At 63.4% G+C, this 25,702-nt stretch carries 30 protein-coding genes, 1 tRNA gene and 1 pseudogene; 9 read left to right on the plus strand and 23 right to left on the minus strand.

The window, feature by feature from the left end:
- Window positions 1-51: 51 nt before the first annotated feature.
- Window positions 52-966 carry a LysR family transcriptional regulator gene (locus PotMrB4_RS22065; RefSeq protein ID WP_142015162.1) on the plus strand — a complete coding sequence of 305 codons (915 nt, stop codon included), beginning with the start codon at window positions 52-54 and terminating at the stop codon, window positions 964-966.
- Window positions 967-1,117: 151 nt separating this feature from the next.
- Complete coding sequence (locus PotMrB4_RS22070) at window positions 1,118-2,503, plus strand: MFS transporter (RefSeq protein ID WP_142015159.1); 1,386 nt, start codon at window positions 1,118-1,120, stop codon at window positions 2,501-2,503.
- Between the two features lie 326 nt (window positions 2,504-2,829).
- On the opposite strand, the gene PotMrB4_RS22075 is transcribed toward PotMrB4_RS22070, so the two are convergent.
- Together PotMrB4_RS22075 and PotMrB4_RS22080 are read right to left on the minus strand one after the other, a co-directional pair.
- Window positions 2,830-4,152 (minus strand): APC family permease, encoded by a 1,323-nt coding sequence (locus tag PotMrB4_RS22075; protein WP_044400153.1) that lies wholly within the window; start codon window positions 4,150-4,152, stop codon window positions 2,830-2,832.
- 115 nt (window positions 4,153-4,267) lie between these two features.
- Window positions 4,268-5,083: a carbon-nitrogen hydrolase family protein gene (locus PotMrB4_RS22080; RefSeq protein ID WP_172434484.1), complete on the minus strand. Its 816-nt coding sequence runs from the start codon at window positions 5,081-5,083 to the stop codon at window positions 4,268-4,270.
- Window positions 5,084-5,233: 150 nt separating this feature from the next.
- Between PotMrB4_RS22080 and PotMrB4_RS22085 the strand changes: the two genes are divergently transcribed.
- Window positions 5,234-6,022: a helix-turn-helix transcriptional regulator gene (locus PotMrB4_RS22085; RefSeq protein ID WP_142015153.1), complete on the plus strand. Its 789-nt coding sequence runs from the start codon at window positions 5,234-5,236 to the stop codon at window positions 6,020-6,022.
- Window positions 6,023-6,252: 230 nt separating this feature from the next.
- On the opposite strand, the gene PotMrB4_RS22090 is transcribed toward PotMrB4_RS22085, so the two are convergent.
- The 4 genes from PotMrB4_RS22090 to pcsA all read right to left on the minus strand — a co-directional run bounded on the left by PotMrB4_RS22090 (window position 6,253) and on the right by pcsA (window position 10,878).
- Window positions 6,253-7,563: an NAD(P)/FAD-dependent oxidoreductase gene (locus PotMrB4_RS22090; protein ID WP_160482809.1), complete on the minus strand. Its 1,311-nt coding sequence runs from the start codon at window positions 7,561-7,563 to the stop codon at window positions 6,253-6,255.
- Between the two features lie 74 nt (window positions 7,564-7,637).
- Entirely contained in the window at window positions 7,638-9,002 is a 1,365-nt protein-coding gene (locus tag PotMrB4_RS22095) for a glutamine synthetase family protein (RefSeq protein WP_044400141.1), read from the minus strand.
- Window positions 9,003-9,470: 468 nt separating this feature from the next.
- Window positions 9,471-10,007: a hypothetical protein gene (locus PotMrB4_RS22100; RefSeq protein ID WP_044400139.1), complete on the minus strand. Its 537-nt coding sequence runs from the start codon at window positions 10,005-10,007 to the stop codon at window positions 9,471-9,473.
- A 148-nt stretch (window positions 10,008-10,155) separates the two neighbouring features.
- On the minus strand, window positions 10,156-10,878 hold the full coding sequence (gene pcsA, locus PotMrB4_RS22105) for a phosphatidylcholine synthase (RefSeq protein ID WP_074973369.1): 723 nt from the start codon (window positions 10,876-10,878) through the stop codon (window positions 10,156-10,158).
- Window positions 10,879-11,179: 301 nt separating this feature from the next.
- On the opposite strand from pcsA, the gene PotMrB4_RS22110 reads away from it, so the two are divergent.
- From PotMrB4_RS22110 to PotMrB4_RS22125, 4 genes are all read left to right on the plus strand, one after another.
- Entirely contained in the window at window positions 11,180-11,386 is a 207-nt protein-coding gene (locus tag PotMrB4_RS22110; RefSeq protein WP_172434485.1) for a cysteine-rich CWC family protein, read from the plus strand.
- On the plus strand, window positions 11,386-12,078 hold the full coding sequence (locus PotMrB4_RS22115; protein WP_069564330.1) for a 16S rRNA pseudouridine(516) synthase: 693 nt from the start codon (window positions 11,386-11,388) through the stop codon (window positions 12,076-12,078). Before PotMrB4_RS22110 ends, PotMrB4_RS22115 begins: the two co-directional genes overlap by 1 nt.
- A gap of 430 nt (window positions 12,079-12,508) precedes the next feature.
- Window positions 12,509-13,393 carry an alpha/beta fold hydrolase gene (locus PotMrB4_RS22120; protein ID WP_172434486.1) on the plus strand — a complete coding sequence of 295 codons (885 nt, stop codon included), beginning with the start codon at window positions 12,509-12,511 and terminating at the stop codon, window positions 13,391-13,393.
- A gap of 120 nt (window positions 13,394-13,513) precedes the next feature.
- Window positions 13,514-13,587, plus strand: a tRNA-Gly gene (locus PotMrB4_RS22125).
- Between the two features lie 123 nt (window positions 13,588-13,710).
- Here the strand turns inward: PotMrB4_RS22125 and PotMrB4_RS22130 are convergent.
- The 15 genes and pseudogenes from PotMrB4_RS22130 to PotMrB4_RS22195 all read right to left on the minus strand — a co-directional run bounded on the left by PotMrB4_RS22130 (window position 13,711) and on the right by PotMrB4_RS22195 (window position 22,078).
- Window positions 13,711-14,706, minus strand: coding sequence for a phage integrase (locus PotMrB4_RS22130; protein ID WP_172434487.1), 996 nt, complete (start codon window positions 14,704-14,706; stop codon window positions 13,711-13,713).
- On the minus strand, window positions 14,706-15,983 hold the full coding sequence (locus tag PotMrB4_RS22135) for a hypothetical protein (protein WP_172434488.1): 1,278 nt from the start codon (window positions 15,981-15,983) through the stop codon (window positions 14,706-14,708). Before PotMrB4_RS22135 ends, PotMrB4_RS22130 begins: the two co-directional genes overlap by 1 nt.
- A gap of 146 nt (window positions 15,984-16,129) precedes the next feature.
- Entirely contained in the window at window positions 16,130-17,419 is a 1,290-nt protein-coding gene (locus tag PotMrB4_RS22140; protein WP_172434489.1) for a zonular occludens toxin domain-containing protein, read from the minus strand.
- Window positions 17,420-17,421: 2 nt separating this feature from the next.
- Window positions 17,422-17,778 carry a DUF2523 family protein gene (locus tag PotMrB4_RS22145; protein ID WP_172434490.1) on the minus strand — a complete coding sequence of 119 codons (357 nt, stop codon included), beginning with the start codon at window positions 17,776-17,778 and terminating at the stop codon, window positions 17,422-17,424.
- Window positions 17,779-17,780: 2 nt separating this feature from the next.
- On the minus strand, window positions 17,781-18,701 hold the full coding sequence (locus PotMrB4_RS22150; RefSeq protein ID WP_172434491.1) for a hypothetical protein: 921 nt from the start codon (window positions 18,699-18,701) through the stop codon (window positions 17,781-17,783).
- Window positions 18,702-19,176: 475 nt separating this feature from the next.
- Complete coding sequence (locus tag PotMrB4_RS22155) at window positions 19,177-19,398, minus strand: major capsid protein (RefSeq protein WP_172434492.1); 222 nt, start codon at window positions 19,396-19,398, stop codon at window positions 19,177-19,179.
- A gap of 8 nt (window positions 19,399-19,406) precedes the next feature.
- Window positions 19,407-19,640, minus strand: coding sequence for a hypothetical protein (locus tag PotMrB4_RS22160; protein WP_069563383.1), 234 nt, complete (start codon window positions 19,638-19,640; stop codon window positions 19,407-19,409).
- Between the two features lie 11 nt (window positions 19,641-19,651).
- Window positions 19,652-19,774: a hypothetical protein gene (locus PotMrB4_RS28430; RefSeq protein WP_256548485.1), complete on the minus strand. Its 123-nt coding sequence runs from the start codon at window positions 19,772-19,774 to the stop codon at window positions 19,652-19,654.
- A gap of 23 nt (window positions 19,775-19,797) precedes the next feature.
- Complete coding sequence (locus PotMrB4_RS22165; protein WP_069563382.1) at window positions 19,798-20,157, minus strand: hypothetical protein; 360 nt, start codon at window positions 20,155-20,157, stop codon at window positions 19,798-19,800.
- A 247-nt stretch (window positions 20,158-20,404) separates the two neighbouring features.
- Window positions 20,405-20,617, minus strand: coding sequence for a hypothetical protein (locus tag PotMrB4_RS22170; protein WP_172434493.1), 213 nt, complete (start codon window positions 20,615-20,617; stop codon window positions 20,405-20,407).
- A gap of 3 nt (window positions 20,618-20,620) precedes the next feature.
- Complete coding sequence (locus PotMrB4_RS22175; RefSeq protein ID WP_172434494.1) at window positions 20,621-21,256, minus strand: DNA cytosine methyltransferase; 636 nt, start codon at window positions 21,254-21,256, stop codon at window positions 20,621-20,623.
- 3 nt (window positions 21,257-21,259) lie between these two features.
- Window positions 21,260-21,544: a lysogeny maintenance protein PflM gene (gene pflM / locus PotMrB4_RS22180; RefSeq protein WP_172435136.1), complete on the minus strand. Its 285-nt coding sequence runs from the start codon at window positions 21,542-21,544 to the stop codon at window positions 21,260-21,262.
- 67 nt (window positions 21,545-21,611) lie between these two features.
- Window positions 21,612-21,692: pseudogene (locus PotMrB4_RS28330) on the minus strand (hypothetical protein); the annotation flags it as partial.
- A complete protein-coding gene (locus PotMrB4_RS22190; protein ID WP_107331557.1) occupies window positions 21,689-21,889 on the minus strand; it encodes a hypothetical protein in 201 nt (66 codons plus the stop codon). The pseudogene PotMrB4_RS28330 and the gene PotMrB4_RS22190, both read right to left, overlap by 4 nt.
- Window positions 21,890-21,892: 3 nt before the next feature.
- A complete protein-coding gene (locus PotMrB4_RS22195; protein ID WP_142014235.1) occupies window positions 21,893-22,078 on the minus strand; it encodes a hypothetical protein in 186 nt (61 codons plus the stop codon).
- Between the two features lie 219 nt (window positions 22,079-22,297).
- Here PotMrB4_RS22195 and PotMrB4_RS22200 point away from each other — a divergent pair, with 219 nt between their 5' ends.
- Window positions 22,298-22,573, plus strand: a complete 276-nt coding sequence (locus tag PotMrB4_RS22200; RefSeq protein WP_069563378.1) for a helix-turn-helix domain-containing protein — start codon at window positions 22,298-22,300, stop codon at window positions 22,571-22,573.
- 72 nt (window positions 22,574-22,645) lie between these two features.
- On the opposite strand, the gene PotMrB4_RS22205 is transcribed toward PotMrB4_RS22200, so the two are convergent.
- Window positions 22,646-22,852, minus strand: coding sequence for a hypothetical protein (locus PotMrB4_RS22205; protein WP_172434495.1), 207 nt, complete (start codon window positions 22,850-22,852; stop codon window positions 22,646-22,648).
- Window positions 22,853-23,105: 253 nt separating this feature from the next.
- On the opposite strand from PotMrB4_RS22205, the gene PotMrB4_RS22210 reads away from it, so the two are divergent.
- A complete protein-coding gene (locus PotMrB4_RS22210; protein ID WP_172434496.1) occupies window positions 23,106-23,522 on the plus strand; it encodes a hypothetical protein in 417 nt (138 codons plus the stop codon).
- 218 nt (window positions 23,523-23,740) lie between these two features.
- Here PotMrB4_RS22210 and PotMrB4_RS22215 read toward each other — a convergent pair whose 3' ends face one another.
- Entirely contained in the window at window positions 23,741-25,552 is a 1,812-nt protein-coding gene (locus tag PotMrB4_RS22215; protein WP_172434497.1) for an ATP-binding protein, read from the minus strand.
- Window positions 25,553-25,702: the final 150 nt, after the last annotated feature.

Here is a 25,702-nt window from a genome sequence, read left to right on the forward strand (position 1 = left end):
AAATAAAAGCACCTACGATAAGTAAAAAATATCGTAGAAGGCGCCCATTCCATGGATCTCAGGCAGCTCCGCAACTTCGTCGCCGTGGCCGAGGAACTGCATTTCGGCCGTGCTGCGGCGCGGCTGTTCATCTCCCAGCCGGCCCTGTCGTTCGACATCAAGAAGCTGGAGGAACAGCTCGGCGTGCAGTTGCTGCTGCGCACCAACAAGTCGGTGGCCCTGACCCCGGCCGGCCAGGTGCTGCTGGACGAAGCCCGCAACCTGCTGCTGCAGGCCGAGCAGGCACGGCGCCTGACCCTGCGCTCGGCCCAGGGCGCACTCGGCCGCGTGCGGGTGGGGTTCGTCAGCTCCATGCTCTACCAGGGCCTGCCGGCGGCTGTGCGCCGCTTCGAGGCCGAGCACCCGGGCCAGGAGGTGGTGCTGCAGGAGATGAACAGCGCCGAGCAGCCCCAGGCGCTGCTGCGCGGGCAGATCGACGTCGGCCTCGCCCACCGAGGCATCGTGCCGGCGGGGCTGGTGTCCGAGCGGCTGCGGGCCGACCCCTTCCTCTGCTGCCTGCCGCCGAACCACCGGCTTGCCGGCCGCGAGCGGGTGGACCTGTCGGAACTGCGCGACGAGCCCTTCATCCTCTTTCCGCGAAACGTGTCGCCGCATTACCACGACCTGATCATCGCCCGCTGCGTGGGGGCCGGCTTCAGCCCGCAGATCCGCCACGAGGCGCGCCTGTGGCAAACCATCGTGGCCATGGTCGCCCACGACATGGGCGTGGCCCTGCTGCCCGAGCCCCTGTGCCGCGCCTGGAGCCCCCAGGTGAGCTGCGTGAGCATCGAGCAACCCGGCGGGCCGTCGGAAATCCATGCCCTGCTGATGGAGGAGAATCCACCCCGCGCCGCACGGCTGTTCCTCGATGTGCTCCGCGCGGCGACAGCGGGCGAAGGCGATACGACCCCGCTTATCACGCCATAAGAACAAACGACTATTGATTTGCCGGGGCCCCTCCTAGACTCCGGCTCGACTCGAGTCCAAAGCCGTGCGCGTTTCGCCACCCTGTCCGCCAGCCCCGCTGGCCGGGCACGCCGGCGCGCATCCGACAACAAGAACAAGACAGGTGGACTCCATGCACACGACCTCCCTCCAGGAGCAACATCGCAAGGCCCGCAAGGCCGGCATCGCCTCCTTCATCGGCACCACCATCGAGTGGTACGACTTCTACATCTACGGCCTGGCCGCCGCGCTGGTGTTCGGCAAGGTGTTCTTCCCCGCCGACATGGACCCGGGCGTCGCCACCCTGCTGTCCTTCGCCACGCTCTGGTCCGGCTTCATCGCCCGGCCCCTGGGCGGCATCATCTTCGGCCACCTGGGCGACCGCATCGGCCGCAAGACCACCCTGGTCATCACCCTGGTGATGATGGGCCTGGCCACCACCGGCATCGGCCTGCTGCCCACCTATGCGCAGATCGGCGTCTGGGCGCCGGTGACGCTGGTGTGCCTGCGGGTGCTGCAGGGCATCGCCGTCGGCGGCGAGTGGGGTGGCGCCATCCTCATCGCCAGCGAGAGCGCGCCCAAGGGCAAGGGCATCCTCTACGCCGCCTTCGCCCAGCAGGGTTCGCCCACCGGCAACCTGCTGGCGACCCTGGCCTTCTTCGCCCTCAGCAGCCTGCCGATGCCGGACTTCCTGCAATGGGGCTGGCGCATTCCCTTCCTGCTTTCGGCGGCGCTGGTGATCGTCGGCATGGTGATCCGCCTGACCCTGGAAGAGTCGGCGGACATGCAGCGGCTGATGCGCGAGAAGAAGACCGCCAAGCTGCCGATCCTCGAAGTGCTGCGCAAACACTGGCTGGTGGTGCTGCTGGGCGCGGGGACGCTGCCGGTGATCCACGTCACCTACTTCAAGAGCACCTTCGCCCTGTCCTGGGCCACCAAGACCCTGGGCTACAGCCAGAGCACCTTCCTCAGCATCATCGTCATCGCGCTGGTGGTGCAGTTCATCAGCCAGCCCCTCGGCGCGCTGCTGACCACCCGCATCGACATGCGCAAGGCGGTGGCGATCATGGTGCTGCCGGAGTTCATCCTGATGCCGGCGATGTTCTTCGCCGTGGAGACCAACGTGTACTGGATCGCCGCCGTCGGCATGTGCCTGGCGACCATCCCCCACGCCATGTTCTATGGCGCCATCGGCGGCATTCTGGCCCGCGCCTTCCCCACCCGGGTGCGCTACTCCGGCCTGTCGCTGGCCTACCAGTTGTGCTCCCTGCTGGTGGGTGGCGGCACCCCGCTGCTGGCCCAGTGGATCCTCAACTCCACCGGCAGCATCGTCGGCGTGGCCATCGCCTCGGCGCTCTACGCGGTGGTGTCTTTGGTGTGCACCCTGGCCCTGCTGCGCATCACCGGGCACCGCGCCAGCGAGCTGTCCGCCGCCGAACGGGACGACGGCCCCTCGGAAGCCGACACCCCGCCCCGCCAGCGCAAAGGCGCCCCCCTCGGCCAGACCCACCCGGCCTGACCCTCTCCCCTACCCGCGCGCTCGCACGCGGGTAGGGCCCGGCATCGCACCTGTAGGGGCGACTTCAGTCGCCAAGCAGTGCACAGCACCGCCAAAGGCTTCGCGAGCAGAGCTCGCTCCTACGGGCCACATGCGGCATCCCAACCTGTGGGGAGCGAATTCATTCGCGATGAACTCCCCAGCGGCCAGGAACCGACAGGCAGCCCTCCGGTCTGCTTTCGCGAATGAATTCGCTCCCACCCAAAATCGCTCCGCTGCGGTAACCCGGACATCCGCGCGTAGGGCGGGCTTCAGCCCACCCTCAGCGTCGCCCGCAGCAGCTGACCTCAAGCCTCTTCGAAGTGCAGCTCCGGCGGCTGGCGGCGGAAGCCGCCGGTGAGCCAGGCGAGGTAGATCACGCCCAGGGCCAGCCAGGAGAGGCCGAGGATGATCGCCAGGTGATCGAGGCTGATCATCAGCCACAGGGTGGAGACCATGCCGATCAGCGGGCAGACCACGAACAGCAGCGCCTCGCGCGGGCCGCGCTGATCGCTGCGCAGCCAGTAGTGGAAGATCACCGACAGGTTCACCAGGCTGAAGGCCAGGAAGGCGCCGAAGTTGATGAAGGAGGTGGAGGTGGTCACGTCCATCTTCAGCGCCAGCAGGGCCACCACGCCGCACAGCACGATGCTGCCCACCGGGGTGCCGAAGCGCTCGCTGAGGCGGCCGAACAGGGATTGCGGCAGCACGCCGTCGCGGCCCATGGCGAATAGCAGGCGCGAGGCGCTGGCCTGGGCGGAGAGGCCCGAGGTGAACTGGCCGACGATCAGGCCGATGAGGAACACCGAGACGAACACATCGCCACCGATGTTGCGGGCAATCTCGTAGGCCGCCGAATCCGCGCTCTGGAACTCGATGGATGGGTGCGCCAGCTGCACGAAGTAGGAGGTGGCGATAAAGATCAGCCCGCCGATCAGGGTGATCAGCAGGATCGCCCTGGGAATGGTCCGGCGCGGGTCGCGGGTCTCTTCGGTGAGGGTGCTCACCGCATCGAAGCCGAGGAAGGAGTAGCAGGCGATGGCCGCGCCGCTCATCACCAGCGGCAGGTTCAGGCCCTCACCGACGAAGGGCGCCAGGGACCACAGCGGCTTGCTCGCATCGCCCAGCACGTAGTGCACGCAGAGCGCGACGAAGGCCAGCAGCACCAGGAACTGCACCAGCATCAGCGCACCGTTGACGGTCTTCGCCAGCTTCAGCCCGACCACGTTGATGGCCGTGGTGACGCCGATGAAGGCCAGCACCCAGAGCGCCTGGGGCACGTCGGGGAAGGCCGAGTGCAGGTAGGCCGCGCCGATCAGCCAGATGGCCATGGGCAGGAACAGGTAGTCCAGCAGCACCGCCCAGCCGGCGAGGAAGCCCAGCTTGGGGCTGATGGATTTGCGCACGTAGGTGTAGGCCGAACCGGCCACCGGGAAGGCGGCGGCCATCCGCGCGTAGCTCAGCGCGGTGAACAGCATGGCCAGGGACGCGGCCACGTAGGCGGCGGGCACCAGGCCCTGGGTGACGTCGGCGAGGATGCCGAAGGTGCCGAGGACGATGATCGGGGTCATGTACGCGATGCCGAACAGCACCACGGACCCCAGCGACAGGGTGCGCTGAAGACGAGCCATTACTGCTACTCCGAATTGTTGGTTGTTATGGCAGAGCCGAAGTCGGCGAAGGTGGAGCGACCGCCTCGAACGGGCGGCCAAGCGGGCGCCCTGCAGGCGCCCGTCAGATCGTGATTCAGGGGATCAGCCACTCGCGCAGGCCGTCCTCGTGCTCGACCAGCCGGCCGGGCAGGTGCAGGCGGCGTTCGTCGAGGTAGCGGTAGTCGCTGCGGGCGGCGGCGAGCTGGGCCAGGTCCAGTTCGATGACCTGCCGGCACGCCTCGCGCCCGGCTTCCAGCAGCAGCTGGCCGAAGGGGTCGACCACGGCACTGCCACCGGCGAACACCAGCCCGCCGTCGCCCTCGCCCACGCGGTTCACCATCACGGCGAAGGCCTGGTTCTCCATGGCGCGGCCCATGATGGCGGTGCGGTGGGTGGGGCCGTAGGGGTCCATGTTGCCGTTGGTGACGATGATCAGCTCGACGCCGAGCTGGCCAAGGGCGCGTGCGCTCTCGGGGAACTCGATGTCGAAGCAGATCAGCAGGCCCACGCGCACGCCCTTGTACAGGCAGGTGGCGTAGCGGTCGCCGGGGGTGAAGATGCCGCGGTCGGAGGCCCACAGGTGGGTCTTGCGGTACGTCAGGGCGATGCCTTCGGGGGTGATCAGCAGGGTGGTGTTGTAGTAGGTGCCGGCGTCGTTCTCGGCGATGCCGATGGCCACGGCGACGTCGCGCTCGCGGGCGGCGCGCTGCACGGCCTGGACGGTGGGGCCATCCAGCGGTTCGGCGACGGCGGCGATGTTCTCGGCGGTGGGGAAGCCCATCAGGTGGGTCTCCGGGAACACCACCAGGTCGGTGTCGGCGGCGCAGGCGGCGATGGCTTCCAGGGCAGCGGCGAGGTTGTGGGCGGTATCGCCGTCACGACCGGTGAGCTGGACGAGTTCGACCTTCATGGGCACTCCTGATTCTTGTCGTTGCGCAAGACCTGCTGGCGCAAAACGGTCAGAATGCGCGCTGCGTCGGTCCCGGTGTTCGCGCAGTATGGAACCCCCGGCGCCTTCGGTGAAATCACGCCCGCGTGGTAACCCATCAGGGGTAGAAGCATGACGTTGAGCCTGCAGGACATCGCCTGGCACCGCTCGGTGGGGCAACTGATCGAGTCGCTGGACGCCCCGGGTTTCTGGGTGGCGCTGGTGCGCACTCTCGGCCAGTACGTGCCCCACGACAGCTGGGTGGCGCTGCTGTTCAGCGAAGGCCGGCCCCTGGTGTTCGCCGAATGCCCGGGCGAGGACGGCGAGCCGGATCTGCTGTTCCAGGACTACCTGGACGGCCTCTACCTGCTGGACCCGTTCTACATCCACAGCCGCGAAAGCAACCGTGGCGGCCTGCTGCGCCTGGCCGACGTGGCGCCGGAATGCTTCGAGCAGACCGACTACTACCAGCGCTACCACCGCCTCAACGTGGTGACCGACGAGCTGCAGTTCAACGTGCCGCTGGAGGGCGGGCGCACCCTGTGCCTGTCCCTTGGTTCGCGCCAGGCCTTCACCCCCGAGCAGATCGCGCTGTTGAGCCTGGTGGAACCCTGGGTGGTGGGGCTGATGCGTCAGCGCCTGGCCTTCGAGGCCGAACGCCTGGCCAGCACCCCGCAACCGGCGCCGAACTGGGCGGTGCAGCTGGAACAGGTGGGCCAGCAGGTGGAAAGCGCCCTCACCGCCCGCGAGCTGGAGGTCGCCCGGCTGATGCTCAGCGGCTGCTCCAGCAAGGAAGTGGCGCGCAAGCTGGCCATCTCGGCGGAGACGGTGAAGGTCCACCGCAAGCACATCTACGCCAAGCTCGGGATCAAGTCGCAGTCGGAGCTGTTCTCGCTGTTCCTCAAGGCGCAGCGGGGGTAGATCGCGAGGGCGGGGGGAGCGCTGCGCGCTCCTTGGCGAATGAATTCGCCCCTACAGATACCGTGCCCTGTGGGAGTGAATTCATACGTGATCAAGTCCGGTGCCACCAAACTTCGCGGTTGAAACCGCTCCCACAAGGAGCGGGCAAGGCCCACGTAGGATGGGCTGAGCTCGGCGAAGCCCATGCGGTCGGCACGGGCCACCCGGGCTGAAGCCCGGGCTACGGGGTTTTAGCGGAGTTTTTCCAGCATCTGGTAGTACCACATGCCCACGGCGAGCATGGGGTTGCCGAACACGTCGCCCATGGGGACCTTGATGTGGGAGCAGCCGGCGAAGGTGTCGAAGCGCCCCAGGGTGCCGGTCATGGCCTCGGCCATGATCTCGCCCATGATGTGGGTGGTGGCGACGCCGTGGCCGGAGTAGCCCTGGCAGTACCAGACATTGGGCGAGAGCTTGCCCAGCTGCGGGATGCGGTTGATGACGATGCCCATGGCGCAGCTCCACTGGAACTCGATCTCCACGCCCTTGAGCCGGGGGAAGGTGCGCTCGATGGCCGGGCGCAGTTCGGCGGCGATGTCCCGCGAGTCACGTCCGGAGTAGTTGGCGCCGCCGCCCAGCAGCAGGCGCTTGTCGGCGGTGAGGCGGTAGTAGTCGAGCACGAAGCGGCAGTCGTAGACGGCCAGGTCCTGCGGGTTGATCTGGTCGGCGACCTCGCCCAGCGGGCGGGTGGTGACGATGCCGCCCATGGCCGGGAAGATCATGCCCTTGAGCTTCTTGCGCTCCAGCTTGTGGTAGACATCGCCGGCCAGCAGCACCTGCCCGGCGTTGACCCGGCCCTGGGCGGTGACCACCGCCGGGCGCGGCCCGTGGACGATCTCCAGCACCTCGGAGTGTTCGAAGATCATCGCCCCCAGGCTCTCGGCCGCGCGGGCCTCGCCCAGGCACAGGTTCAGCGGGTGCAGGTGCATGTTGCGGGTGTTCTTCAGCGCGCCCAGGTACAGGTCGCTCTCCAGGTGGCTGCGCATGCCGGCGGCGTCCAGCAGGGTCACCTCCCCTTCCATGCCACGGGCCAGGGCTTCCTCGTAGGAGGCCTTCAGCTCGTCCATGTGCGCGGGCTTCATCGCCGCGTGCAGGTGACCGTGCTTGAGGTCGCACTGGATGCCGTAGCGGGCGACGCGTTGCTTGATGATCTCGTGGCCACGCCAGCGCAGGTTCCAGATGAAGTCATCCACCTCCTTGCCCAGGCGCTGGCGCATCTGCTTGCGCATGGCCTCGTCGCCGGAGAGGCTGCCGGTGACCTGGCCGCCGTTGCGGCCGGTGGCGCCCCAGCCGATCTTCTTGGCTTCCACCAGGGCCACCTTGAGCCCGCGCTCGGCCAGCTCGACGGCGGTGGCGACGCCGGTGAAACCGCCGCCGATGATGACTACGTCCGCTTCGACCGTGCCGGTCAGGGTGGGGTAGTCGGTCTCCTGGTTGAGGGTGGCGGTGTAGTAGGAGCGGCAGCGCTCGGCGCTGGCGGTGTTCTTCAGTGCAGCATTCATCGGGTCATTCCTTCAGTGCCCCTGCGGGGGCATCCAACGGGTGCAGGCCGCCCGGCGGCCCGCGCAAAAAAGGGTCAGGCCTGGTCCATGTACCAGCGCCAGTCCTGCTCGCTGACTTCGGCCATGAACTGGCGGTACTCGGCGCGCTTCACAGCCAGGTACACACCGAGGAAGGCCTCGCCGAACGCTTCGCGGGCCCAGGTGGACGCCTCCAGGGCGCGCAGGGCGGTGAGCCAGTCGGTGGGCAGGCGCTCGGTGGCCTGGGCATAGCCGTTGCCCTGGACCGGTTCGCCGGGGTCGATCTCGTCGCGCAGGCCGCGGTGGATGCCGGCGAGGATGGCGGCCGCCGCCAGGTAGGGGTTGGCGTCGGCGCCGCAGATGCGGTGTTCCACGTGCCGGCTGGCCGCCGGGCCGCCCGGTACGCGCAGGCTCACGGTGCGGTTGTCCACACCCCAGGTGGGCGCCAGCGGAGCGTAGCTGTTGGCCTGGAAGCGGCGGTAGGAGTTGGCGTTGGGGCAGAACAGCAGCAGCGAATCCAGCAGCGAGTCGAGCATGCCGCCCACGGCCAGGCGCAGCAGCGGGGTGCCGGCCGGGTCTTCGCTGGCGAACAGGTTGCGGCCCTGAGCGTCGGCCAGGCTGACGTGCATGTGCATGCCGGTGCCGGCCAGGTGGTCGAAGGGCTTGGCCATGAAGCAGGCGCGCATGCCGTGGGCATTGGCCACGCCCTTGACCAGGCGCTTGTAGCGCACTGCCTGGTCCATGGCGGTGAGCGCGTCGCCGTGCTCCAGGGTGATCTCCACCTGGCCCGGGGCGTACTCGGAGATGGCGGTGCGCGCCGGGATGCCCTGGGCCTTGCAGGCGGCGTAGAGGTCGGCGAGGAACGGCTCGATCTGCTCCAGCTCGCGCAGGCCGTAGACCTGGGTGGTGCGCGGGCGGCGGCCGTCGGTGTCCAGCGCCGGTTGCGGGCGGCCCTGGGCGTCGTTCTTCTGGTCCAGCAGGTAGAACTCCAGTTCGCAGGCCATCACCGGGTGGTAGCCGTCGGCCTTGAGCTGGTCGATCACCTGCACCAGCAGGTGGCGCGGGTCGGCGATGGCCGCCGGCATGCCCTCTTCCGGGTGCATGCACACCTGCAGCGCGGCGGTGGGCATGCGCCGCCAGGGCAGGCGCACCAGGCTGCCGGGCAGCGGGTAGGCGCGGCAGTCGATGTCGCCCACGTCCCAGACCAGGCCGGAGTCCTCCACGTCCTCGCCGTTGAGGGTGAGCCCCAGGATGGTGCTCGGCAGCGGCCGGCCGCTCTGGTAGACGGCGAGCAGTTCCTCGCGGTGCAGCAGCTTGCCGCGCGGCACGCCGTTGGCGTCGAGGATGAACAGCTCGAAGGTGTCGATGTCCGGGTTCTGGTCCAGGAAGTCCTGGGCTTCCTGCGCTCTGGCGAATGTCATGTGGCTCCCTCTGCGCCCTGTGGCGCGCGAAATGGTCCCGTCCCTGGCCATGCAAAGGCTGTGCAGGCGGGCAAGGTCAACGATAGTCACGGTGCGGCGCGTGGGCCGCGATCAGGCAGGTGCGCTATCCGGCGGGCGCGCGTGGCGGCAGTGCCAGAGCGCCCAGAAGGCCAGTTCGAGAGGGAGGGAGACGCGGGTCAGGGCCGGCCACCGGCGGCACCGCCAGCGCACGCTGCCCAGGTGGGGCGGCGTGTGCGATACGGGGGCGGTTGTGCGGGTCGAACCCATCGGGAAGGTGCCGAAAACAAGGATGCCCCGGAGACTCGCACGCCCCCATGGGTGCTTAAAATCCAGTTTTTCCTATCTTTGGTTCAGGCGGCGCTAAACAATTTGCCGCCTGTGGAGGCGGGCTCGACCGCGAAGTGCCCAGGCACCGGGCCTTCGCGAATGACGCCGCCCCCGCATGCCTCAGGCGTCGTCCTGGGCGCCCTGCATGGCCTCGTAGACGGCCACGGCCTCGATGCCCAGCTCTTCGGCCAGCTCCAGCACGCGCGGCAGGTCCTGGGTGTAGACCAGCACGGCCTGCAGCACGCCCTCTTCCATCGGGTCGCTGAAGCCCACCAGCACGTAGCCGCCCTTCTCCGGGTAGAGGGCGCTGAGCTGCACCTGGATGCTGCGCACCGCGCGCAGCGGCTCGACCTTCTTCAATTGCTTGGGTTGGATGTTGAAGGTCACGCTCGGGCCGAAGGAGGCGATGATCTGGCTCAGCAGCTCCGGGTAGTCGTCCGCGTGGAACAGCACGGTCTCCGGCAGGCTGCCCACCACCACCCACTCGCCGAGGGGGATGGTGAAGGTGTCGTCGTAGTTGATGTCGGGATTGGCCGCGAGGAAGGCTTCCGGGTCGGCATAGGCCTGGGCCGCTTCGTCGGCGATCTGCTCGATCTCTTGCTCGGTCATGCAACCCGAGCTGATTTTGGTGATGAGTTCGACGAGCTGCGCTTTCATGGCAAGGAAGTCCTGGGGTGGATAACGAGGCGTGAAGGATATAGGCAAGCCGCCGCGCCGTCAGCCGAACCGGCCCTCGCGCTGCCGGGCCGCCGATGCCCCACGAAAAAGCCCGTCACAAGGACGGGCTCTTTCACCACCAACCGGCTCAGGCGCGGAGCTTGCCGGTCCAGTCCATCAGGCTGCGCCACAGGCACACGCCCACGAAGTAGGCCGAGGACAGGCCCCACAGCACCAGCATCATCGGCTTCATGCCCGGGTACTGGATGACCAGGAACATGCTGCTCAGCATCCACACGAAGGTCACGGTGATGTTCAGCGGCATCAGGCGCTTCACCCGGAAGGGGTGCAGGAACTTCAGCTTGGTCAGGGTCAGCGCGGCCAGCACGCAGATGATGCCGAAGCTCACCACCGGCGGCAGGTCCAGCAGGTAGAGGTACAGCGCCACCACGTTCCAGGCGGCGGGGAAGCCGACGAAGTAGTTGTCGCTGCTCTTCATGTTCAGGTTGCAGAAGCAGAACAGCGACGACACCAGGATCAGGCTCACCGTGGGCAGCACGGTGTAGTCCGGCAGCGGCACGTAGCGATAGATGAAGATGGCGGGGATGAACACGTAGGTGAGGTAGTCGATCACCAGGTCCAGCGTCGAACCGTCGAAGTTCGGCAGCATGGTGCTGGTCTGGACCTTGCGCGCGAAACTGCCGTCCAGGCCGTCCACCAGCAACGCCGCGCCGAGCCACAACAGGCAGTCACGGGGTTGGTTGTCGAAGAGCGCCAGGATGGCCATCAGGGCCAGCACCACACCGGTGGCAGTGACGCCGTGGGCCGACCAGGCCTTGGCTTTATTGACCGCGTTGATTTGAGTGGACACGTTCGTCTCTATTCCGCTGAGTGGTGACGATGTTGGGTAGACAACAGGTTTTTCCTACACGTTCATCGATCGAGTCCGAGCGACGACGGGCACAATGCCGAAGATTCTACTCGTTGCGCCAGTCATTCGATGCAGCTTCCTTCACGTTGGGCACGCTCCGCCGCCCAGCGGCTTGCCCCTGTGCCGCCGCAGCGCCCCGGCCAGAGGCCCGGCAGGCGCCTGACCGACCGTCGGCCCGCTGCGGCTTGCATCCCCGCCCACCCCACTGCACCCTAGCGCGCCGAAACCCGACGCCCGTCCCATGAGCCAGCCCCTCGACCCCGCCCGTTGCCCGCTCTGCGGCCAGCCCAACCAGTGCAGCCTCGCCCGTGGCGACGCCCAGCCGTGCTGGTGCTTCAGCGCCGAGATCGACCCCGAGGCTCTGCGCCAGGTGCCGCTGGAGGCCCGCGACCGCGCCTGCCTGTGCCCCCGCTGCGCCCGCCTGCGCGCCGACGACGAGCCCGCCTGATGCGCCTCGACCGCCTGCTGGGCAACCTCCCCGACCTCAACCGCCAGGACGCCCGCCTCGCCCTGGCCGCCGGCCGCGTACAGGTCAACGGCGCCCCCGAGCGCGACGCCCGGCGCGAAGTGCGCGTGTTCGACCGCGTCACCCTCGACGCCCGCGAGATCCAGCCCGGCAAGCCCGCCCGCTACTTCATGCTGCACAAGCCAGCCGGCTGGGTGAGCGCCACCTGCCACGACGAACACCCCACCGTGCTCGACCTGCTGGACGAGCCCGACAAGCACGAACTGCACCTGGGCGGCCGCCTCGACCTCACCACCACCGGGCTGCTGCTGATCACCAACGACGGCCTCTGGTCGCGCCGCGTGACCCAGCCCGAAACCAAGCAGCCCAAGGTCTACCGCGTGGAGACCGAAGACGAGATCGACCCTGCCTGCATCGCCGCCTTCGCCGCCGGCCTCTACTTCGCCTACGAAGACCTCGTCACCCGTCCCGCCCAGCTGGAAATCCTCGCCCCGCGCCAGGCCCGCCTCACCCTGCACGAAGGGCGCTACCACCAGGTCAAGCGCATGTTCGGCCACTTCCGCAACAAGGTCGTCGGCCTGCACCGCGAGCGCATGGGCGACCTGCCGCTGGACCCGGCCCTGGGCCCCGGCCAGTACCGCGCCCTCACGCCGGACGAGATCGCCCTGTTCTGAAGCCCGACCAGCGGCCGCCCGATCTCCCGAACCTTTCGCCCCCGCCCCCACTCACAGCTCCGTGGCCAGGTAGCCGACCAACTGCAGGATTTTTTTCGGCCAGAGGCTTGCGGGCGGAAAACGCGGCTGCTTAACTCCCAACCCAAGGTCAGAGTGTGACCAATGAGTCACAACGACCTTCCAAGCGACCCGCTGTACCGGCGCACGCGCCCTGCCCTGTTCCACCTGCCTGGTCAAAGGACCCACTCCAACGCCCCTCAGCGGCGCTGGAACGGCCACCCTTTTTCGCTGTAAATCATTGAAAAATAAATAATTATAAAAATCCTCGCCTGACATTCCCCTGTCATCTCCAGGCGTTTATCTGACTGCCATGCGCCGCGAACGATGCCCCCATCGCCCGCTCGTCCAACCTGCGCCCGGAGGAAACGACATGAGGCCTCAAACCCAAGTCGTCACAGTCAACAGGAAGTACAAGGTTCACACGGAGTTCTACGCCAACCCGCAGGCCAGCCGGACCATCATCCTGGTCAACGGCTCCCTCGCCACCACGGCCTCGTTCGCGCAGACGGTCAAGTACCTGCACCCGCAGTTCAACGTCGTGCTCTACGACCAGCCCTACGCCGGCCAGTCCAAACCCCACAACGACCACGGCAGCCCCGTCACCAAGGAAGCCGAGGCCGAGATCCTCCTCGCGCTCATCGAGCACCACCAGGTGGACTACGTCTCCTCCTTCTCCTGGGGCGGCGTCGCCACCCTGCTGGCCCTGTCGCAGAACCCGGCGCGCATCCGCAAGGCGGTGATCAACTCCTTTTCGCCGGTGCTCAACGAACCGATGCTCGACTACCTGCGCAACGGCATGACCCACCTCCAGGCCCTGGACCGGGAGAACGTCGCGCAGTTGGTCAACGCCACCATCGGCCGCTACCTGCCGGCCCTGTTCAAGCGCTTCAACCACAAGCACGTCGCCAGCCTCGACGACCACGAATACCTGCAGATGCACTTCCACATCCGCCAGGTGCTCAACCTCGACGCCCACTGCTACGTCGACTGCCTGCAGGCCGTGGACATCCCCCTGCTGTTCATCAACGGCGAGCACGACCTCTACACCTCCCCCGAGGACGCCCGCGGCTTCGCCCGCCACGTGCGCGACTGCCAGTTCGCCACCATCCGCAACGCCGGCCACTTCATCGACCTGGAGCACAAGGCCGGCTGGCAGCAGACCCAGGACGTCCTGCTGGGCTTCCTCAACGCCCCCACCCGCAGCCAGCAGCCCCGCGTCCTCCACGGCCTGGGCCCGCAGGCCATGGCCGTATGACGCGCACACCCGGCCGCCAGCGCCCGACGCAGGCGGCCGGCAAGGTGCGTTTCATCACGGAAGGTTCAGGGGCGGGGCTTCATTTCGGCCACGACTTCTGGTAAAAAGTCGGCCTCGCAAGCGGGCGTCGTATAATGGCATTACCTGAGCTTCCCAAGCTCATGACGAGGGTTCGATTCCCTTCGCCCGCTCCAGATTCCAAAACGCTAAGCCCCTGAAGAACCTAGGTTTTTCGGGGGCTTTGTGTTTCTGAAGGATGGCAAGTGTCGAAAAAGTGTCGAAACGGGTTTTCCGGCACGCTCCAAGAAAGACGAAAGCTACGTTGAAGCAGAAGGCTCAAGCGGGTTGAACCTGACGGCTTCGGCTAGGTGATCCTGGGAAAGGTGTGCATACCGCATGGTCATCGACAGCGATGCATGCCCCAGGATGTTCTGGAGCGTGACGATGTGCCCGCCGTTCATGACGAAGTGACTTGCGAAGGTGTGCCGCAGCACGTGGCTGGCCTGCCCCCTGGGAAGCTTGATAGACGTCGAAATCAGCACCTTTCGGAAGACGCCGAGGCAGTTGGTGAAGGGCCCGTGAGCCTTCCAATGGGCACGGATGGCGTCGGCAAGGTCATCACTGATGGGAACGGACCGGACCCGCTTTGACTTGGTGTTTGAGAACACGACGGTACTGCCCCGAAGGCGTTCGGGGGTGAGTGCCTGAGCTTCGCCCCAACGGGCACCGGTGGCGAGGCAGATACGGGCCACCATGCGTGGGTGTGGCGATGTGGACCGAGCATCGAGCGCAGCCAAGAGTTCGCTGATCTGCGGACGTGTGAGGTACGACAAAGGGCGTTCCTGAAGCTTCACGGGCCGCATCTGGCCGATGGGGTTTTCGTAGTCGATGACGCCGAGCTGGCGAAGCGCGTTGTACATCGACTTGAGGTAGCCCAAGCGGTTGTTGGCGGACTTGCCGGACATGCCGTTGGCGATCTGCCGAGCACGCAGCCGGGCCACCTTGGCGGGCTCCAGGGTTGAGGCGACAGGATTGCCAAGGGCCTTGGCCACAAGCCGCAGAATCGCGACGCAGCGATGGCCGTTGGTCAGGGTCTGGCCATGAAGGTCATACCACAGCTCAACCAGCTCGGAGAGTTTGCGCAGGTCCTTTGGCTTCGGTGACCACATGGGGTCTTCGCTGTGCTTTTGCCGGATGAACCGTTCAAAGCGAAGGCACTCCCCCTTGGTCTTGAAGGTCTTGCGAAAACGCTTGCCCTTGATGGGTTCGGTGTCGACTCGCCAACGACCGTCAGGCAGTTGCGTGACAGCCATTACACGGCCCTCCCCCACCTGACATGGCGTTCCTCAAGCAGTTGCTTGATGTGCTTGTAGACGTCGTGCGAGGTCATCTCCTTGGCGGCGTAGTGGTCGCGGATCACAGGCCAGCATTCCCAGGTCTGGAGCCGTTCAAAGGCGGTCTTTGCGCCCACTCGCTCCCGTGCAAGCAGGCTGACGAAGTTTCCCAGGAACAGCTCGACGTTCTTGCCCGAGAAGCCCCGTGCGGTCTTGTGGTAGCGCTTGTATTCGGTTTCGTCGATGAGCGAATCGACGGGGACGTCGACCTGTACGTCGTTGCGGATGAGCGTCCAGATGGGTTCGTAGTAGCCGGGACGGGCCAGCAGGCGGAACTGACCCAGGCCATAGCGCCACAGGCCGTCGAGGTGGTGGGTGAAGGCTTCGTAGGTCTTGGTGTCGATGGGCTGGCCGCTCTTGGCGTCGATGGAGCCGGAGGCGAATTGCTGGACGATGGAATGGTGGTAGCGCAGTTCGATCCGCCAGACGTCGGCCTCGGGGTTGTAGTTGTGGGGATCGTCGTCACAGAACGAGTCTCGAAGCTTCCAGACGCTTTCCCAGTAGTCGAGCTTGTCCGTGACGCGGGCCTGCTCAGTTTTGTTGTAGAGGCAGAGCTGAATCCCGCTGGCGGAGCCGAACATGAAGGTTTCGCCGCGTCCGTAGACGCTGGACTTGGTGTCCCACTGGATTTCGTTGATGCCCGAGATGTCGCGGTGTGTCCGGGCCCGGCAGTGCATGCGGGCAACGAGGTCGGCGGGTGGGGTCCAGTTCTGCAGGTCCAGGGCGAGGTGAACGGCGCACTGGTTGACCTCAACATGGGTGAGCAGGTGTTCGGCATAGCGGTCCATGCGGGCCTGTAGCCGGTGGGGGCTGAGGGCGTCGATGGCGTGGGGGGAGACTTCGATTTTGACGTGGGGGCCGATGCTGTCGACCTTGGAGTTGAAGTTCTTCACCAGCAGGACGAAGCCCAGGTCGGCATTCTGTAGCTTGTACTGGTAGCCGGAGTCTTTGCTGACACGTCCGGCATGCCACCGCTCTCCGGCGAACTCGACGATGGTCCCCGGGTTGTCGAAGAGTTCGATGACGCCGGGCCGTATCAGGCCCCGGTAGAGCTGACGCACCGTATCCACGCCACACCGCAGGAGGGTGACGCGACCCAGGTCGGTCATTTTCAGGGTGTGGGGGTCAATGAACATCCGGCCCTTCGGGTCTTCGTTGCAAAGGGCGTCGACTCTCAAGAGGTCTTTGGCTGCCATGTTCGAATCTCCAACATTGGCCAGTATTGGCCGTTTCAAAATGGGTTTGTCTGACGTGTTACAGGGGCGTCAGCGGCGCGCGTGCGGCCTGTCGTGCGCTCGTGCCTTGCGCTCCCTCCAGGCCGCACGCGCGCTCAGCACTGCCCCTAGGGCGCGCTGTAACCGATGGTTGAGGGCCATGCCCTAGCGGGGACCTCTGCAAGGCCCTGGGATATGGGGGCCGCCACCTTGGGCGGGGCGTTGGGGTCAGGCGGTGGGGCGGTGGCCGCTGGGGGGCTGTTGCGGGGCTGGCCCTGGCAGGTGAAGCGGGATTCCCAGTCTTCGTAGGTGACCCGCACCACGCATTCACCCTGGGGCTTGAAGCGGTACCCACTGGCCATGAGCTGCCAGGAGTTGAGGTTGATCACCTGCCCTTGGGCATCGGTCATCTGGAAGAGGTAGATGACGCCTTTGTCGGCCATGTACAGGGTGCCGATGATGGAGATACGGCGGTCACCGAAGGGGTGCGCTAGCTGAACAGGCGGGCTACCTGGCTGAAGGCCCACAGGCACGCCAGGAAGGAGGCTACCCGCAGAATCACGCGGCGCAGCAACCACAGCCCCAGGCTGGCCAGTGCCCTGCAGCTGGTTCGGGTCACCCGTTTGAGCAGGGGCAGCGGCTGTTTCAGCAGGCGGAGCAACGCCGAAAGTAACTGGCCCCATCCATGCCGAAAAGCCAACGCAAGCGGCAATAAATACCAGTAGTAGCAGTAACTTAGGCGACCTGAAGAGGCTCTTTCCGGCTTTGGTGTCATGGTGCGCTCCCGTGGCGGTGGAGTCGTAGAGGGCGAAGGTCTGCTTCTTGATCCGCTTGTATTCGATGACGGTCCCTTCCATGGGCGGGCGGTTGATCTGGGCATCGTGCTGGGCCTCTTTGTAGCGGCCGGGGATGCCGATAACGGCGAGGTTGGAATGCCGGTAGGCCATCTCGCTGGTCATGCGGATGTCGTCGCGGATGTAGGCGATGTTGGGGGTGGTGAGGACGATGTCCCAGTTGAAGTGGCGGTGCCGGGTCCAGGCGTCGAGCCAGCCCATGGGGCGGTCGGCTTCGGCGGCGGCTTCGGGGCCTCCAGGGAAGTCGAAGCGCTTGAGGTCGCTGTCGCGCCAGGACTTGGGAAACACCAGCTGGGTTTCGTCGAAGATGATGAAGGCACCGCGCGGTGCCCACTGGAACCACGTGCGCATACGCTCGAGGTCGGGGAGCGATTCGAGCGAGAGGTTGATGATTTCGCTGGTGTTGGGCAGGTCGGGAAAGACGGTGTAAGCGCGGTCCAGGGTGAAGCCGCGGATGTTGGTGATGATGACGCGCCCCTGCAGCAAGGCGGGGATGGCGTCGTCCTGCAGGGCGCCGGAGGTCTTGTAGGAGCCGTTGGGGCCGTGGTGGATTTTGATCGACATGGTCAGCGTCCTATGAAGGGCACGAACCGCATGACGAAGCGGGTGCTGAGGGCGGAAAACAGAATGTTGAGGGCCTGGGGGATGCCGAAGAACGAGAGGGCGCTGCTGATCTGCGGGGGCAGTGCGGAGAACGCGGAGCGGACGGCCGAGGACAGGCCCAGGCTCTGGATGATTTCCCGTGCGGCAACGAAGGCGATTTCCATACACAGGGTGAGGCTGGAGAAGTAGCTGTAGATGGCGGCCTTGGTGGCGACCAGCAAGGCGTCCTTGAAGTAGTCGTAGATGCCTTGAGCGAGGAAGTCCCAGGCGGCCTGGAAGAAGCCGATGATCTGGTCGAGGAAGCCGGCGATGGTGTCCATGGTCAATCCCTCAGAACGATGGTGGCGGCGATGACGCTGGCCACGAGCAGGAGGATCTGGCGCAGGTAGGCCAGTTCGGTGGCGTAGTCGGTGAGGCAGATGCTCAGGGTCTGGCCGAGGACGGTGAACCGCTCGCAGGGCAGCGAGCCGGCACCCTGGCCGAGGTTGACGTCGAAGACGCCCTTGAAGCTGTTCATCTGTTGCTTGAGCTTTTCGTTGAAGAGCTGGCGAGCCTGTTCGGCCTTGGCCTCCCACTCTTTGTTGGCGTTGTCGAAGCTGCCGGCCTTGGGTGGCTTGAGGCTGCTGCCCTTGTCCGGGTCTTTACCGCCACCGGTTCCGCTGCCGGGGTCTTTGTCCTTGTCTTTGTCACCGTCGGTGCCGCCGTCCTGCCCGTCGCCGCCGGGGTCCTTGTCGCCACCACCACCACCGACGCCGCCACCGCCGCTGGGGTCTTTGTCCTTGTCGCCCTCCTTGTCGCCGCCACCGTCGCCATCGGTGGGCGTCTTGACGCAGGTGGTGCCGGACCATGACCAGCCTTTGGGGCAGCCGGGGTCGTTGGGGTCGGATGGGGGAGCGTCGGGGGTGTCGGCGGGGTTCAGCGGGTCGCCAGTTTCGGGCTGAGCCCAGTTCCAGCCGGAGCAGGGTTCTCCGGTGCCGGTGAGGATGTAGTTGCAGAAGCTGTCGACCTGGGAGCCCTTGACGAGGTAGCAGCTGGTGTAACGCGGGCGGCCTTCGTCCTTGAGGGCGAAGGTGCAACTGTCTACGCAAGCGCTGGAGGGCGCCTGGGAGAGGGAGTAGGTGCGACCGTTGGTGACGACGATGCCGGCAATGCTGCCTCGGGTAAGGATATCGCCGGTTTCGGATTTACAGTCTTTGGGCGGGTCGTTGCATTCGCCGGTCTGGTCGTCGTAGACCTTGGGCAAATCGCAAGAACCTGGCCCCCGAATCACGTGGATAGGATTGTATCGAGTGACCACCTCTTGGCCATCGGGTGAACGGAATCTCAGGTAGCAGTCGAACTGAGTTTCGGTAATGCGGGTGATGTAATACGAGTCATAGCGATACTCGGAGGTTGGCCAAGCGCCTGCGTGAGGCGCGATTGCCACGCAGGCGGCAGCGGGAGAACTGCCGAAATAGGTGGTCGAGTCGATGTACCAATGAAAATCCGCACGAGCGGGTGAGCCGAACAATAGGCACAGCAAAGCCACCACAGCCGGTATCAGAGCTCTGAGGCGAGCGAAGTTGAGGGGCATTGCCACGTCTCCACACAACAAAAAGCCCGGCCCTTTCCCAGCAGCCGGGCGGTTCTCAGTGGCCTAGAAAAACTCGCCGGTGCGGTAGCCCGTGATGAAGGCGCCCGCGACGAGGGTTCCCAGGAAGAGGGACCAGATCACCGGCTTACGCCTTGCGGAGCATGCCGAAGACCACGCCCGCGCAAGCCAGGACGGACAGCGCGATGGCGACGTAGCCGGCCACGGTGCCCGCGTCGGACTTGGCCGCTTCCATGGATGCCTTGATGGCGGCGGTGTCGATGATCGACTCACCGGCAGCGAAGGTCGGCACGGCGGTGACGGCGGAAACGGACAGGGCGATGCAGGTGTTGCGGAACAGGTTTTTCATGAGATGCCTCACTTTGCTTTGCGAAGGATCGACGCGATCCAGCCCACGGCCAGACCGGTCAGGAACACCCCGAGGGTGCCGGCGAAACCGATGCCGAACGCCTTCGGGGAGAACCCACCCGTAACGAGGATGTCGACGTAGCCGGCAGCCTCCGGGGGGATCAGGTAGGCCTGCCGCCATTCGGTCTGGATGCACAGCGAGCCCACCCAGCGGGTGCAGACTTGAACGGCGGCAAGCGACATGGGGGACCTCCTCAGGGGTGCATGCTTCCGAGGGCGATCGGCGCGTACTGCTCAACCGTGCTCAGCCCATCGACGTACCCGGCGAGGAAGCCGCCCGAGAAGCCCAACGCGGCGATGAACAGGTAACGCGCCATGCTCAGCCCCTTCCCTGCTCAGGTCAGGACTTGGCCGGCTCAGCAGCCGGGGCGGTCGGTTGGGGTTGGTTGCGGGTGTTGCCGCTGGGGGCAACCGGGCGCGGTTTGACCGCTTCGATGTGCAACGCCAGATTCTTGCCCTTGTTCTGGCCGCCACGGTCGACCTCGAACGTGATGCGGACCATCTCCAGCGGCTGGAACTGAGCCCCAGCGGCGAAGACTTCATCGGCGTAGTCGTCAGCCACCGCCATGCCAATGATCGAGAGCCCGTGCTCGGTCTTGCCGTCCGGCTCATCGCCGTAGAAGACCTTCACGTACTTCGCCCCTTCCATCTCGGTTTTCTGAGTGCCCAGGAATGCAACTTCCATGATCGAACGTGCCATTTGAGTGACCTCACGTGAGTGCGCGTTAGTGCGCGGTTTGCCTTTCAGCAGGCCGAGCGATCCCACACGGGCGAACTTTCGTTTTCGCCCGAGTGCGTGGTCGGTCTGCTGGGGTTTGAATCGCGGCCTATGCGTGGCCGGTTACTCGGTTAACACCAAGGGCGCTGCCCTTGTCATCCCGCTCTTGCCGCCGAGGGCTCGGGAGCAGGGAGGGAAGAGCGTTCTCCCTACTCCCGCGCTGAGGCTTTCAGGGGGGAGGACGGTCAAGGGTTCGCTCCGCCCGGCGCTCCGTTTGACCGAACGGTGAAACGTGTTCGGACAAGCCGGTGCGGCGGCCCTGGACCGGGGCGGGTTCGGTGTGGGGGTTCGGGCGGGGCCAGAAGCCAAGGGCCTTGGCAAACCGGAGCGACAGCACCACGAACAGAACCGCGAAGGCCGCGATGAACAGAACGTCCCCCATGGCTCAGGCCTCCAGGACCAGACCGAACGGGTCGGCAGACCGGGAGGGACTGGCGAGCTGTTCGATGACGTGACGCCCCCACTGCTCGGCCATCGCATCGGCAATGCCCTGATAGGTGCGGCTGCGGTTCTTCCAGCGGTCGGGGCCTGGCCCCATGTAATGCACCACAGGCGCCCGCCCCTCGACAATGTCGGTAGGCACCAGCTTCGGCAGGTTCTCCAGCCAGAAGTGGGTTTCCTTGCGTTCGCCGTGGCCGAACATCCAGGGTTGAACGATCTGGTCCGGTTTTCGGATATGGCTCGAAATCACCGACTTGGGGTTCTCCAGGGCCTTGAAGCGAACCGGGGCAGCCATCAGAGCACGAACGAAGTCGAGCGCCCTGCCCTGGCGGCCATCGGCGATCTTGGCGGCGAAGTGACGAGCACCGGAAACGGCCAGATCAGTGCAGGGCGGATGCGCGATCAGCAGATCCCAGCCCCAGTCGAGAACCTCCAGAACGTCACCCTGGATGTGCTCGCCCTCGGTTTCCGATGGCAGCAGATCACAACTCACGGCGTAGAAGCCGATGCGAGTCAGTGCATCACGCACGCGGCCAGAGAATTCGCAGGCCACCAGGGCGGTGGGTTGATGCCTAGACATGGCTCAGTCTCCAAAGGGTTCGTGAATGGGCACGAAAGGGGTGGGCGGCCCGCTGTCGTAGACAACGTTCCAGTACTTCGGGGCGCGGCGCGCGGGCCTGTGTTTCTCGCAGAACGAGGCCGGCTGGCAGACCCATTTCCCATCGACCCTGGACATCTGCGCGGGGCGGCAGTGGTCGCATGCCGTGGACCGGGAGGCTACGGGGGCGACCGGAGCGGCGCGGGACCAGCAGACAGAGCAGGCGCAGCCCACGGGGTGCGGTTTGTGCAGGTAGCGGTGCATCCCCATCGGCGACACCCTCACGGCAGAAACTGTGCTCCAGGCGGACCACCACCTCGGCATTCAGCGAACGCCGAGAGGCACTGGCCGCCCGTTCGATGCGGGCCCGGAGCAGCTCAGGCAGGCGCAGGGCGAATTCAGCGTTGGCGCGGCTCATAGGTCGTCCTTGTCCAGCATCTGCTGGACCAGTAGCGCCACGTTGACCATCACGTACTTGCCGACCTTGTGAGACGGCAGGTAGCCGTTGCGAATCCAGCCCCACACCACATCGTGGTCGTCACCCATCCGAATCCAGTCGGCGAACTGGCGCCACGGCATCAGCGGCGGCGGGGTCAAATAGTGTTCACGGTCCATGACCTAGCGATCCTTCACAGAGGGTGAGCGGGTGCCCCGGTACAGGGCGTTATCCACAAGCGCGGAGAGGCGGGAGGCCTGTGCGGCATCGAGGTGACCGGCCACGCGGAACAGCAACAGCAGTTGGCGGAACCTCAGCGCAGCCGCGAAGGCGTCGCGGTGCGGGGCGTAGCGGATGACGCGGAGCAAGCCACACAGCAGCGCGGCAAGCGTCGGGTTGGCGTGAGCCGGCGAGACAGAGGGAGCGAGGGAAACGCAGGGTAGTTGGTTGATTCCTTCCACATCCTTGGCCTTTGCTGCACTATGTTGGACATCGTTTAGCAGGGCTTAAGTCAAATTGACTCAAGCTGAACCGAAGCATATGCGGCTCAAGTCAATTTGACTAGAGTTTATTTAGATGAATACGGAATGATAAAGCAGCGCGTTATAACCATCCTGGCGTCATCGAACATCAGGCTGCCCAAGCTTGAGGAGCTGACCGGCATCAGTCGCTACACGTGGAGCAACCTTAAGAACCCCTCAAAAAACAGGGAGATTAAGGAAGAAGAAATCCTGGCTATTGCGAAGGTCTTCCCTCAGTACCGGTGGTGGATGCTGACGGGGGAAGTAATGCCTGAGGCAGGGCAGATAAGCCCCGGTTATGAAGAAGCAGATCGAAACTTGACCGAACGAGACGCGGTATAGACGTTACAGCCAGAGTGGCGGCCCGCTGGTTCTCCCGGCGAGACCGCCCGCAGCAAGAGCAAGAAGAAGTGACTACGGAGGAAACGCCAGCTCCTCCACAATGAGCATCCCACCCGGCGCCCTCACAGCAAGCTTCACCGCCCCTTCCAGCACCTCCACCACCTCGACCTCGATTCCCTGAGTCAGCAGCAACCGCATGACCCGCTCATCCGGCTCGCCCTTGAGAATGTTGATCGACACCACGTCACCAGCACGACAGACACCTTGATGCGATTGCATGTGATGTACCTCACATTTTTGACGGAGTGAGAACACCACAGCAGGCGACCAGGGCGCGAGAGCGGTTAAGCGGGTTCAGACGTTTCTGAAGAAACTTGAGCACCCCAGCTACCACAGAACGCACAGGAACTCAGACAAGGAGCCCAAGGAGCAGAGCAGCCCATGGGGTCACACCAAAGCTAAATTGACGGATCACACGATCAACGCCAATTTATGCCTACCTGCCGACAACGCAGCAGAAAGGACTCTGACAATGAAATTTCCCGCCGCCGCACTCGGGCTTGCCCTCTTGGCAGTGACCACACTCAGCGCAGCCGACGAGCCCAAAGACCCCACCCAGAATGACGCGATAGACACCGCGAGCAAGGCAATCACCGACTTCATCATCAAGCCGATGAGCCAGGAACTCAGCGACCGGATGATGCGTGGCTTCGCGGAAAACGAAGGCGTAATGGCCCCAGCGGCAAAAGAGTATTTGAAGCAACGGAAGATCGAAGAGCAGATTGCCTACGACGAAGAAATGAAGCGTAGGCACGCCGCCATCGTGGAAGCCAAGCGCTGCAAGGTCGACTGCAAGCCCCGCCCGATCCAAGAGTGCCTGAAGCCTGACTACACCATTGATGCTGATGTGATTGGGTGTTCGAAGGGTGAAATTAAAAAATCTTGGTAAGTCACCGCATCAATCAGACTAAATAAAAGCCGCATAATACGCCCATTCAGCAGTATGGTGATGATGAGAAGACCTCATATGCTCTTGAATAAATACCGTATACAGGAGCGCTTCGTAACACGAGAAATTTAATCCCGAAAAACACACAAACCTGCATTAAAAACTTACAACAATACACAAGAAAGGAGCAAAATTGCTCCTTTCTTATGAAAATTTACTCAATGAGTATTTGATTTCCGCCGATCCAAGAAGGTTCTCAGCAGAATCACCTCTATAGAATTTATACCCTGAACCGGGACAGTAAGATTATGAGTCACGCCGTCAAAGAAGCCTGAATTAACAACCTCAAGATCAAAACCAGCATTCTTTAATTTTTGCTCATCAGCGTCCCAAGCGACAAGCAAATTAATTTCAGAGAAATTCTTGCTTCTCTCTTGAAAGTCTTTCACAACAGCCTCAAGGCCATGTTTAAACTCGATAACCGCATCAACGGTCATACCAGCCGCATTCGAACAAATTGCGTACACATCGTACCTAGAGCCGTAACTTGTCTTCAAGGTTCGATAATTCTTAAGTACCCCAGCCCCTAAAAGCTCGTGAAATATTGCAGCAACAGCGGCCTCTTGGTCGTTAGGAATTCGAGAATACTGAATAGAAGTCTCTCCTAACTCAGCAAACCCTTTAGCAATTTTCCAGTCTTGCTGAAGCTCGGCGGCTCTCTCCATGGTAGTTTTTTGGACTTCGCCAGGTATAGCGCGAGCATCACCTTGGAAAGGAGCGATATCCTCAAACTTACTGAAAAGTTCGGCCACAGCCGTCTGGAGACGCCTAGTGTACTTGTAATGAAGCGACTTCCTACCCAAATCGAATTTTAAATCAGGTGACTCAACAAAGAAAAAACAGCGCTTGTAGTATGCAGGGTAGCGCCCTCCAGCCTTAGGTTCGATCCTCATCCCGGTAGGCATACCCTTTGTTCCAACATAAATACCACTTTGAAACAGAGTGCTACCTTCTGTCTGCTCACCATCATCCATAATTAGTCTGAGTGGATTCTTGGAAAGCTGCTTAAAAGTGTCATTATCAGGAAACATCACACCGTACACATCTATTTCCCAGTTCTCAACAGTGACACGAGCCGTCTCAAATACGGTTTTCGAGCCTAGATACTTCCGCTTTTCAGCCGCACCATTCTTACTAACAAAACTATTCCTCACAGTTTCCAACCTAACAACTTCACTAGCCTGAACAAGCTGATGAGGAGTTTTATAGCACGCTTCGATTTTCTTCTCGGAAACCAAGACACTCGGCAATTTCAAGGTCAGATAAAAATCAAACTCCAATTGTTGCCCAGGATTAAATAATCGCCGAGTAACCCCTACAGCCGTCCTACTGGTTATAAGTGCCTCGAGCTGTGGAGCCGTAAGGGAAAAAATACTCACATCATTCTCTGGCGGAGTTATGTTACCAACGGAAATTTTCGTATAAGAAGCCAAAGAATACTTTGACGGGACAACATCAGAGCTAGACGCACCAAACACAATAGAATCTTGTAGCCCTGTAATGTCCTTTGACTCCACATACTGCGGGCGCAAACTTCCAGGCTGATCATTTAGCCAGTTCTGAGCAGACATAACACGCCCGCCAGCAGCGTGTTGATCAACAACTCGACTCTCTATAGAGAAATTGTTCCCCGAAAAAACAGCATATGTGAGCCCTACACCTTTCTCACCTGCCTCAGTACTACTGGACCCATCCTTATCACCTCCACCCGGAGCAAGCATTTCATGCAAGCGATCTTTCGGAATCCCTATACCATTATCTAAAACTGTAACGGTATTACTTGAAGAGTCTATTTCAAGATGAATAAAGAACGGACCATCACCGCCACTCGCAGAGCGCTTTCTGTTAATAGCATCACGAGAATTTTGCAAAAGCTCAGCCAAGAGATCCCAATAATGGTGGTAACTATCGCGAATACCGCGAATTTCCTTCCGAATAGCTGATTCACTGCGATTACTGAGAAAGTCCATTCTAATCCCGTTAATTAAAATATAGTTACCACACAGTAAGATTTTTATTTGCGCAGGCCATCTCTACCAGTGTGCTACGAGGGGTGGAGTGTAGCGTAAAGAAATAGATCATTTTCAAGCTGCAGAAGCCCAGTATGAGCATTGTAATCA

Origin of the sequence: Metapseudomonas otitidis (genome assembly GCF_011397855.1) — a bacterium.
GTDB classification, from domain to species: Bacteria; Pseudomonadota; Gammaproteobacteria; order Pseudomonadales; family Pseudomonadaceae; genus Metapseudomonas; species Metapseudomonas otitidis.

What these genes read in the sequence shown, in the direction of transcription:
- PotMrB4_RS22065 (WP_142015162.1), top strand. Translation starts at nt 52, where the DNA reads ATGGATCTCAGGCAGCTCCGCAACTTCGTCGCCGTGGCCGAGGAACTG.
- PotMrB4_RS22210 (WP_172434496.1), top strand. Translation starts at nt 23,106, where the DNA reads ATGAAATTTCCCGCCGCCGCACTCGGGCTTGCCCTCTTGGCAGTGACC.
- PotMrB4_RS22215 (WP_172434497.1), bottom strand. Translation starts at nt 25,552, where the DNA reads ATGGACTTTCTCAGTAATCGCAGTGAATCAGCTATTCGGAAGGAAATT.
- pflM (WP_172435136.1), bottom strand. Translation starts at nt 21,544, where the DNA reads ATGGGGATGCACCGCTACCTGCACAAACCGCACCCCGTGGGCTGCGCC.
- PotMrB4_RS22085 (WP_142015153.1), top strand. Translation starts at nt 5,234, where the DNA reads ATGACGTTGAGCCTGCAGGACATCGCCTGGCACCGCTCGGTGGGGCAA.
- PotMrB4_RS22140 (WP_172434489.1), bottom strand. Translation starts at nt 17,419, where the DNA reads ATGTCGATCAAAATCCACCACGGCCCCAACGGCTCCTACAAGACCTCC.
- PotMrB4_RS22165 (WP_069563382.1), bottom strand. Translation starts at nt 20,157, where the DNA reads ATGGCACGTTCGATCATGGAAGTTGCATTCCTGGGCACTCAGAAAACC.
- PotMrB4_RS22080 (WP_172434484.1), bottom strand. Translation starts at nt 5,083, where the DNA reads ATGAAGGTCGAACTCGTCCAGCTCACCGGTCGTGACGGCGATACCGCC.
- PotMrB4_RS22205 (WP_172434495.1), bottom strand. Translation starts at nt 22,852, where the DNA reads ATGCAATCGCATCAAGGTGTCTGTCGTGCTGGTGACGTGGTGTCGATC.
- PotMrB4_RS22190 (WP_107331557.1), bottom strand. Translation starts at nt 21,889, where the DNA reads ATGGACCGTGAACACTATTTGACCCCGCCGCCGCTGATGCCGTGGCGC.
- PotMrB4_RS22175 (WP_172434494.1), bottom strand. Translation starts at nt 21,256, where the DNA reads ATGTCTAGGCATCAACCCACCGCCCTGGTGGCCTGCGAATTCTCTGGC.
- PotMrB4_RS22070 (WP_142015159.1), top strand. Translation starts at nt 1,118, where the DNA reads ATGCACACGACCTCCCTCCAGGAGCAACATCGCAAGGCCCGCAAGGCC.
- PotMrB4_RS22100 (WP_044400139.1), bottom strand. Translation starts at nt 10,007, where the DNA reads ATGAAAGCGCAGCTCGTCGAACTCATCACCAAAATCAGCTCGGGTTGC.
- PotMrB4_RS22200 (WP_069563378.1), top strand. Translation starts at nt 22,298, where the DNA reads ATGATAAAGCAGCGCGTTATAACCATCCTGGCGTCATCGAACATCAGG.
- PotMrB4_RS22135 (WP_172434488.1), bottom strand. Translation starts at nt 15,983, where the DNA reads ATGGCAGCCAAAGACCTCTTGAGAGTCGACGCCCTTTGCAACGAAGAC.
- PotMrB4_RS22130 (WP_172434487.1), bottom strand. Translation starts at nt 14,706, where the DNA reads ATGGCTGTCACGCAACTGCCTGACGGTCGTTGGCGAGTCGACACCGAA.
- PotMrB4_RS22160 (WP_069563383.1), bottom strand. Translation starts at nt 19,640, where the DNA reads ATGTCGCTTGCCGCCGTTCAAGTCTGCACCCGCTGGGTGGGCTCGCTG.
- PotMrB4_RS22145 (WP_172434490.1), bottom strand. Translation starts at nt 17,778, where the DNA reads ATGGACACCATCGCCGGCTTCCTCGACCAGATCATCGGCTTCTTCCAG.
- PotMrB4_RS22075 (WP_044400153.1), bottom strand. Translation starts at nt 4,152, where the DNA reads ATGGCTCGTCTTCAGCGCACCCTGTCGCTGGGGTCCGTGGTGCTGTTC.
- PotMrB4_RS22110 (WP_172434485.1), top strand. Translation starts at nt 11,180, where the DNA reads ATGAGCCAGCCCCTCGACCCCGCCCGTTGCCCGCTCTGCGGCCAGCCC.
- PotMrB4_RS22155 (WP_172434492.1), bottom strand. Translation starts at nt 19,398, where the DNA reads ATGAAAAACCTGTTCCGCAACACCTGCATCGCCCTGTCCGTTTCCGCC.
- PotMrB4_RS22115 (WP_069564330.1), top strand. Translation starts at nt 11,386, where the DNA reads ATGCGCCTCGACCGCCTGCTGGGCAACCTCCCCGACCTCAACCGCCAG.
- PotMrB4_RS22090 (WP_160482809.1), bottom strand. Translation starts at nt 7,563, where the DNA reads ATGAATGCTGCACTGAAGAACACCGCCAGCGCCGAGCGCTGCCGCTCC.
- PotMrB4_RS22170 (WP_172434493.1), bottom strand. Translation starts at nt 20,617, where the DNA reads ATGGGGGACGTTCTGTTCATCGCGGCCTTCGCGGTTCTGTTCGTGGTG.
- PotMrB4_RS22095 (WP_044400141.1), bottom strand. Translation starts at nt 9,002, where the DNA reads ATGACATTCGCCAGAGCGCAGGAAGCCCAGGACTTCCTGGACCAGAAC.
- PotMrB4_RS22120 (WP_172434486.1), top strand. Translation starts at nt 12,509, where the DNA reads ATGAGGCCTCAAACCCAAGTCGTCACAGTCAACAGGAAGTACAAGGTT.
- PotMrB4_RS28430 (WP_256548485.1), bottom strand. Translation starts at nt 19,774, where the DNA reads ATGGCGCGTTACCTGTTCATCGCCGCGTTGGGCTTCTCGGGCGGCTTC.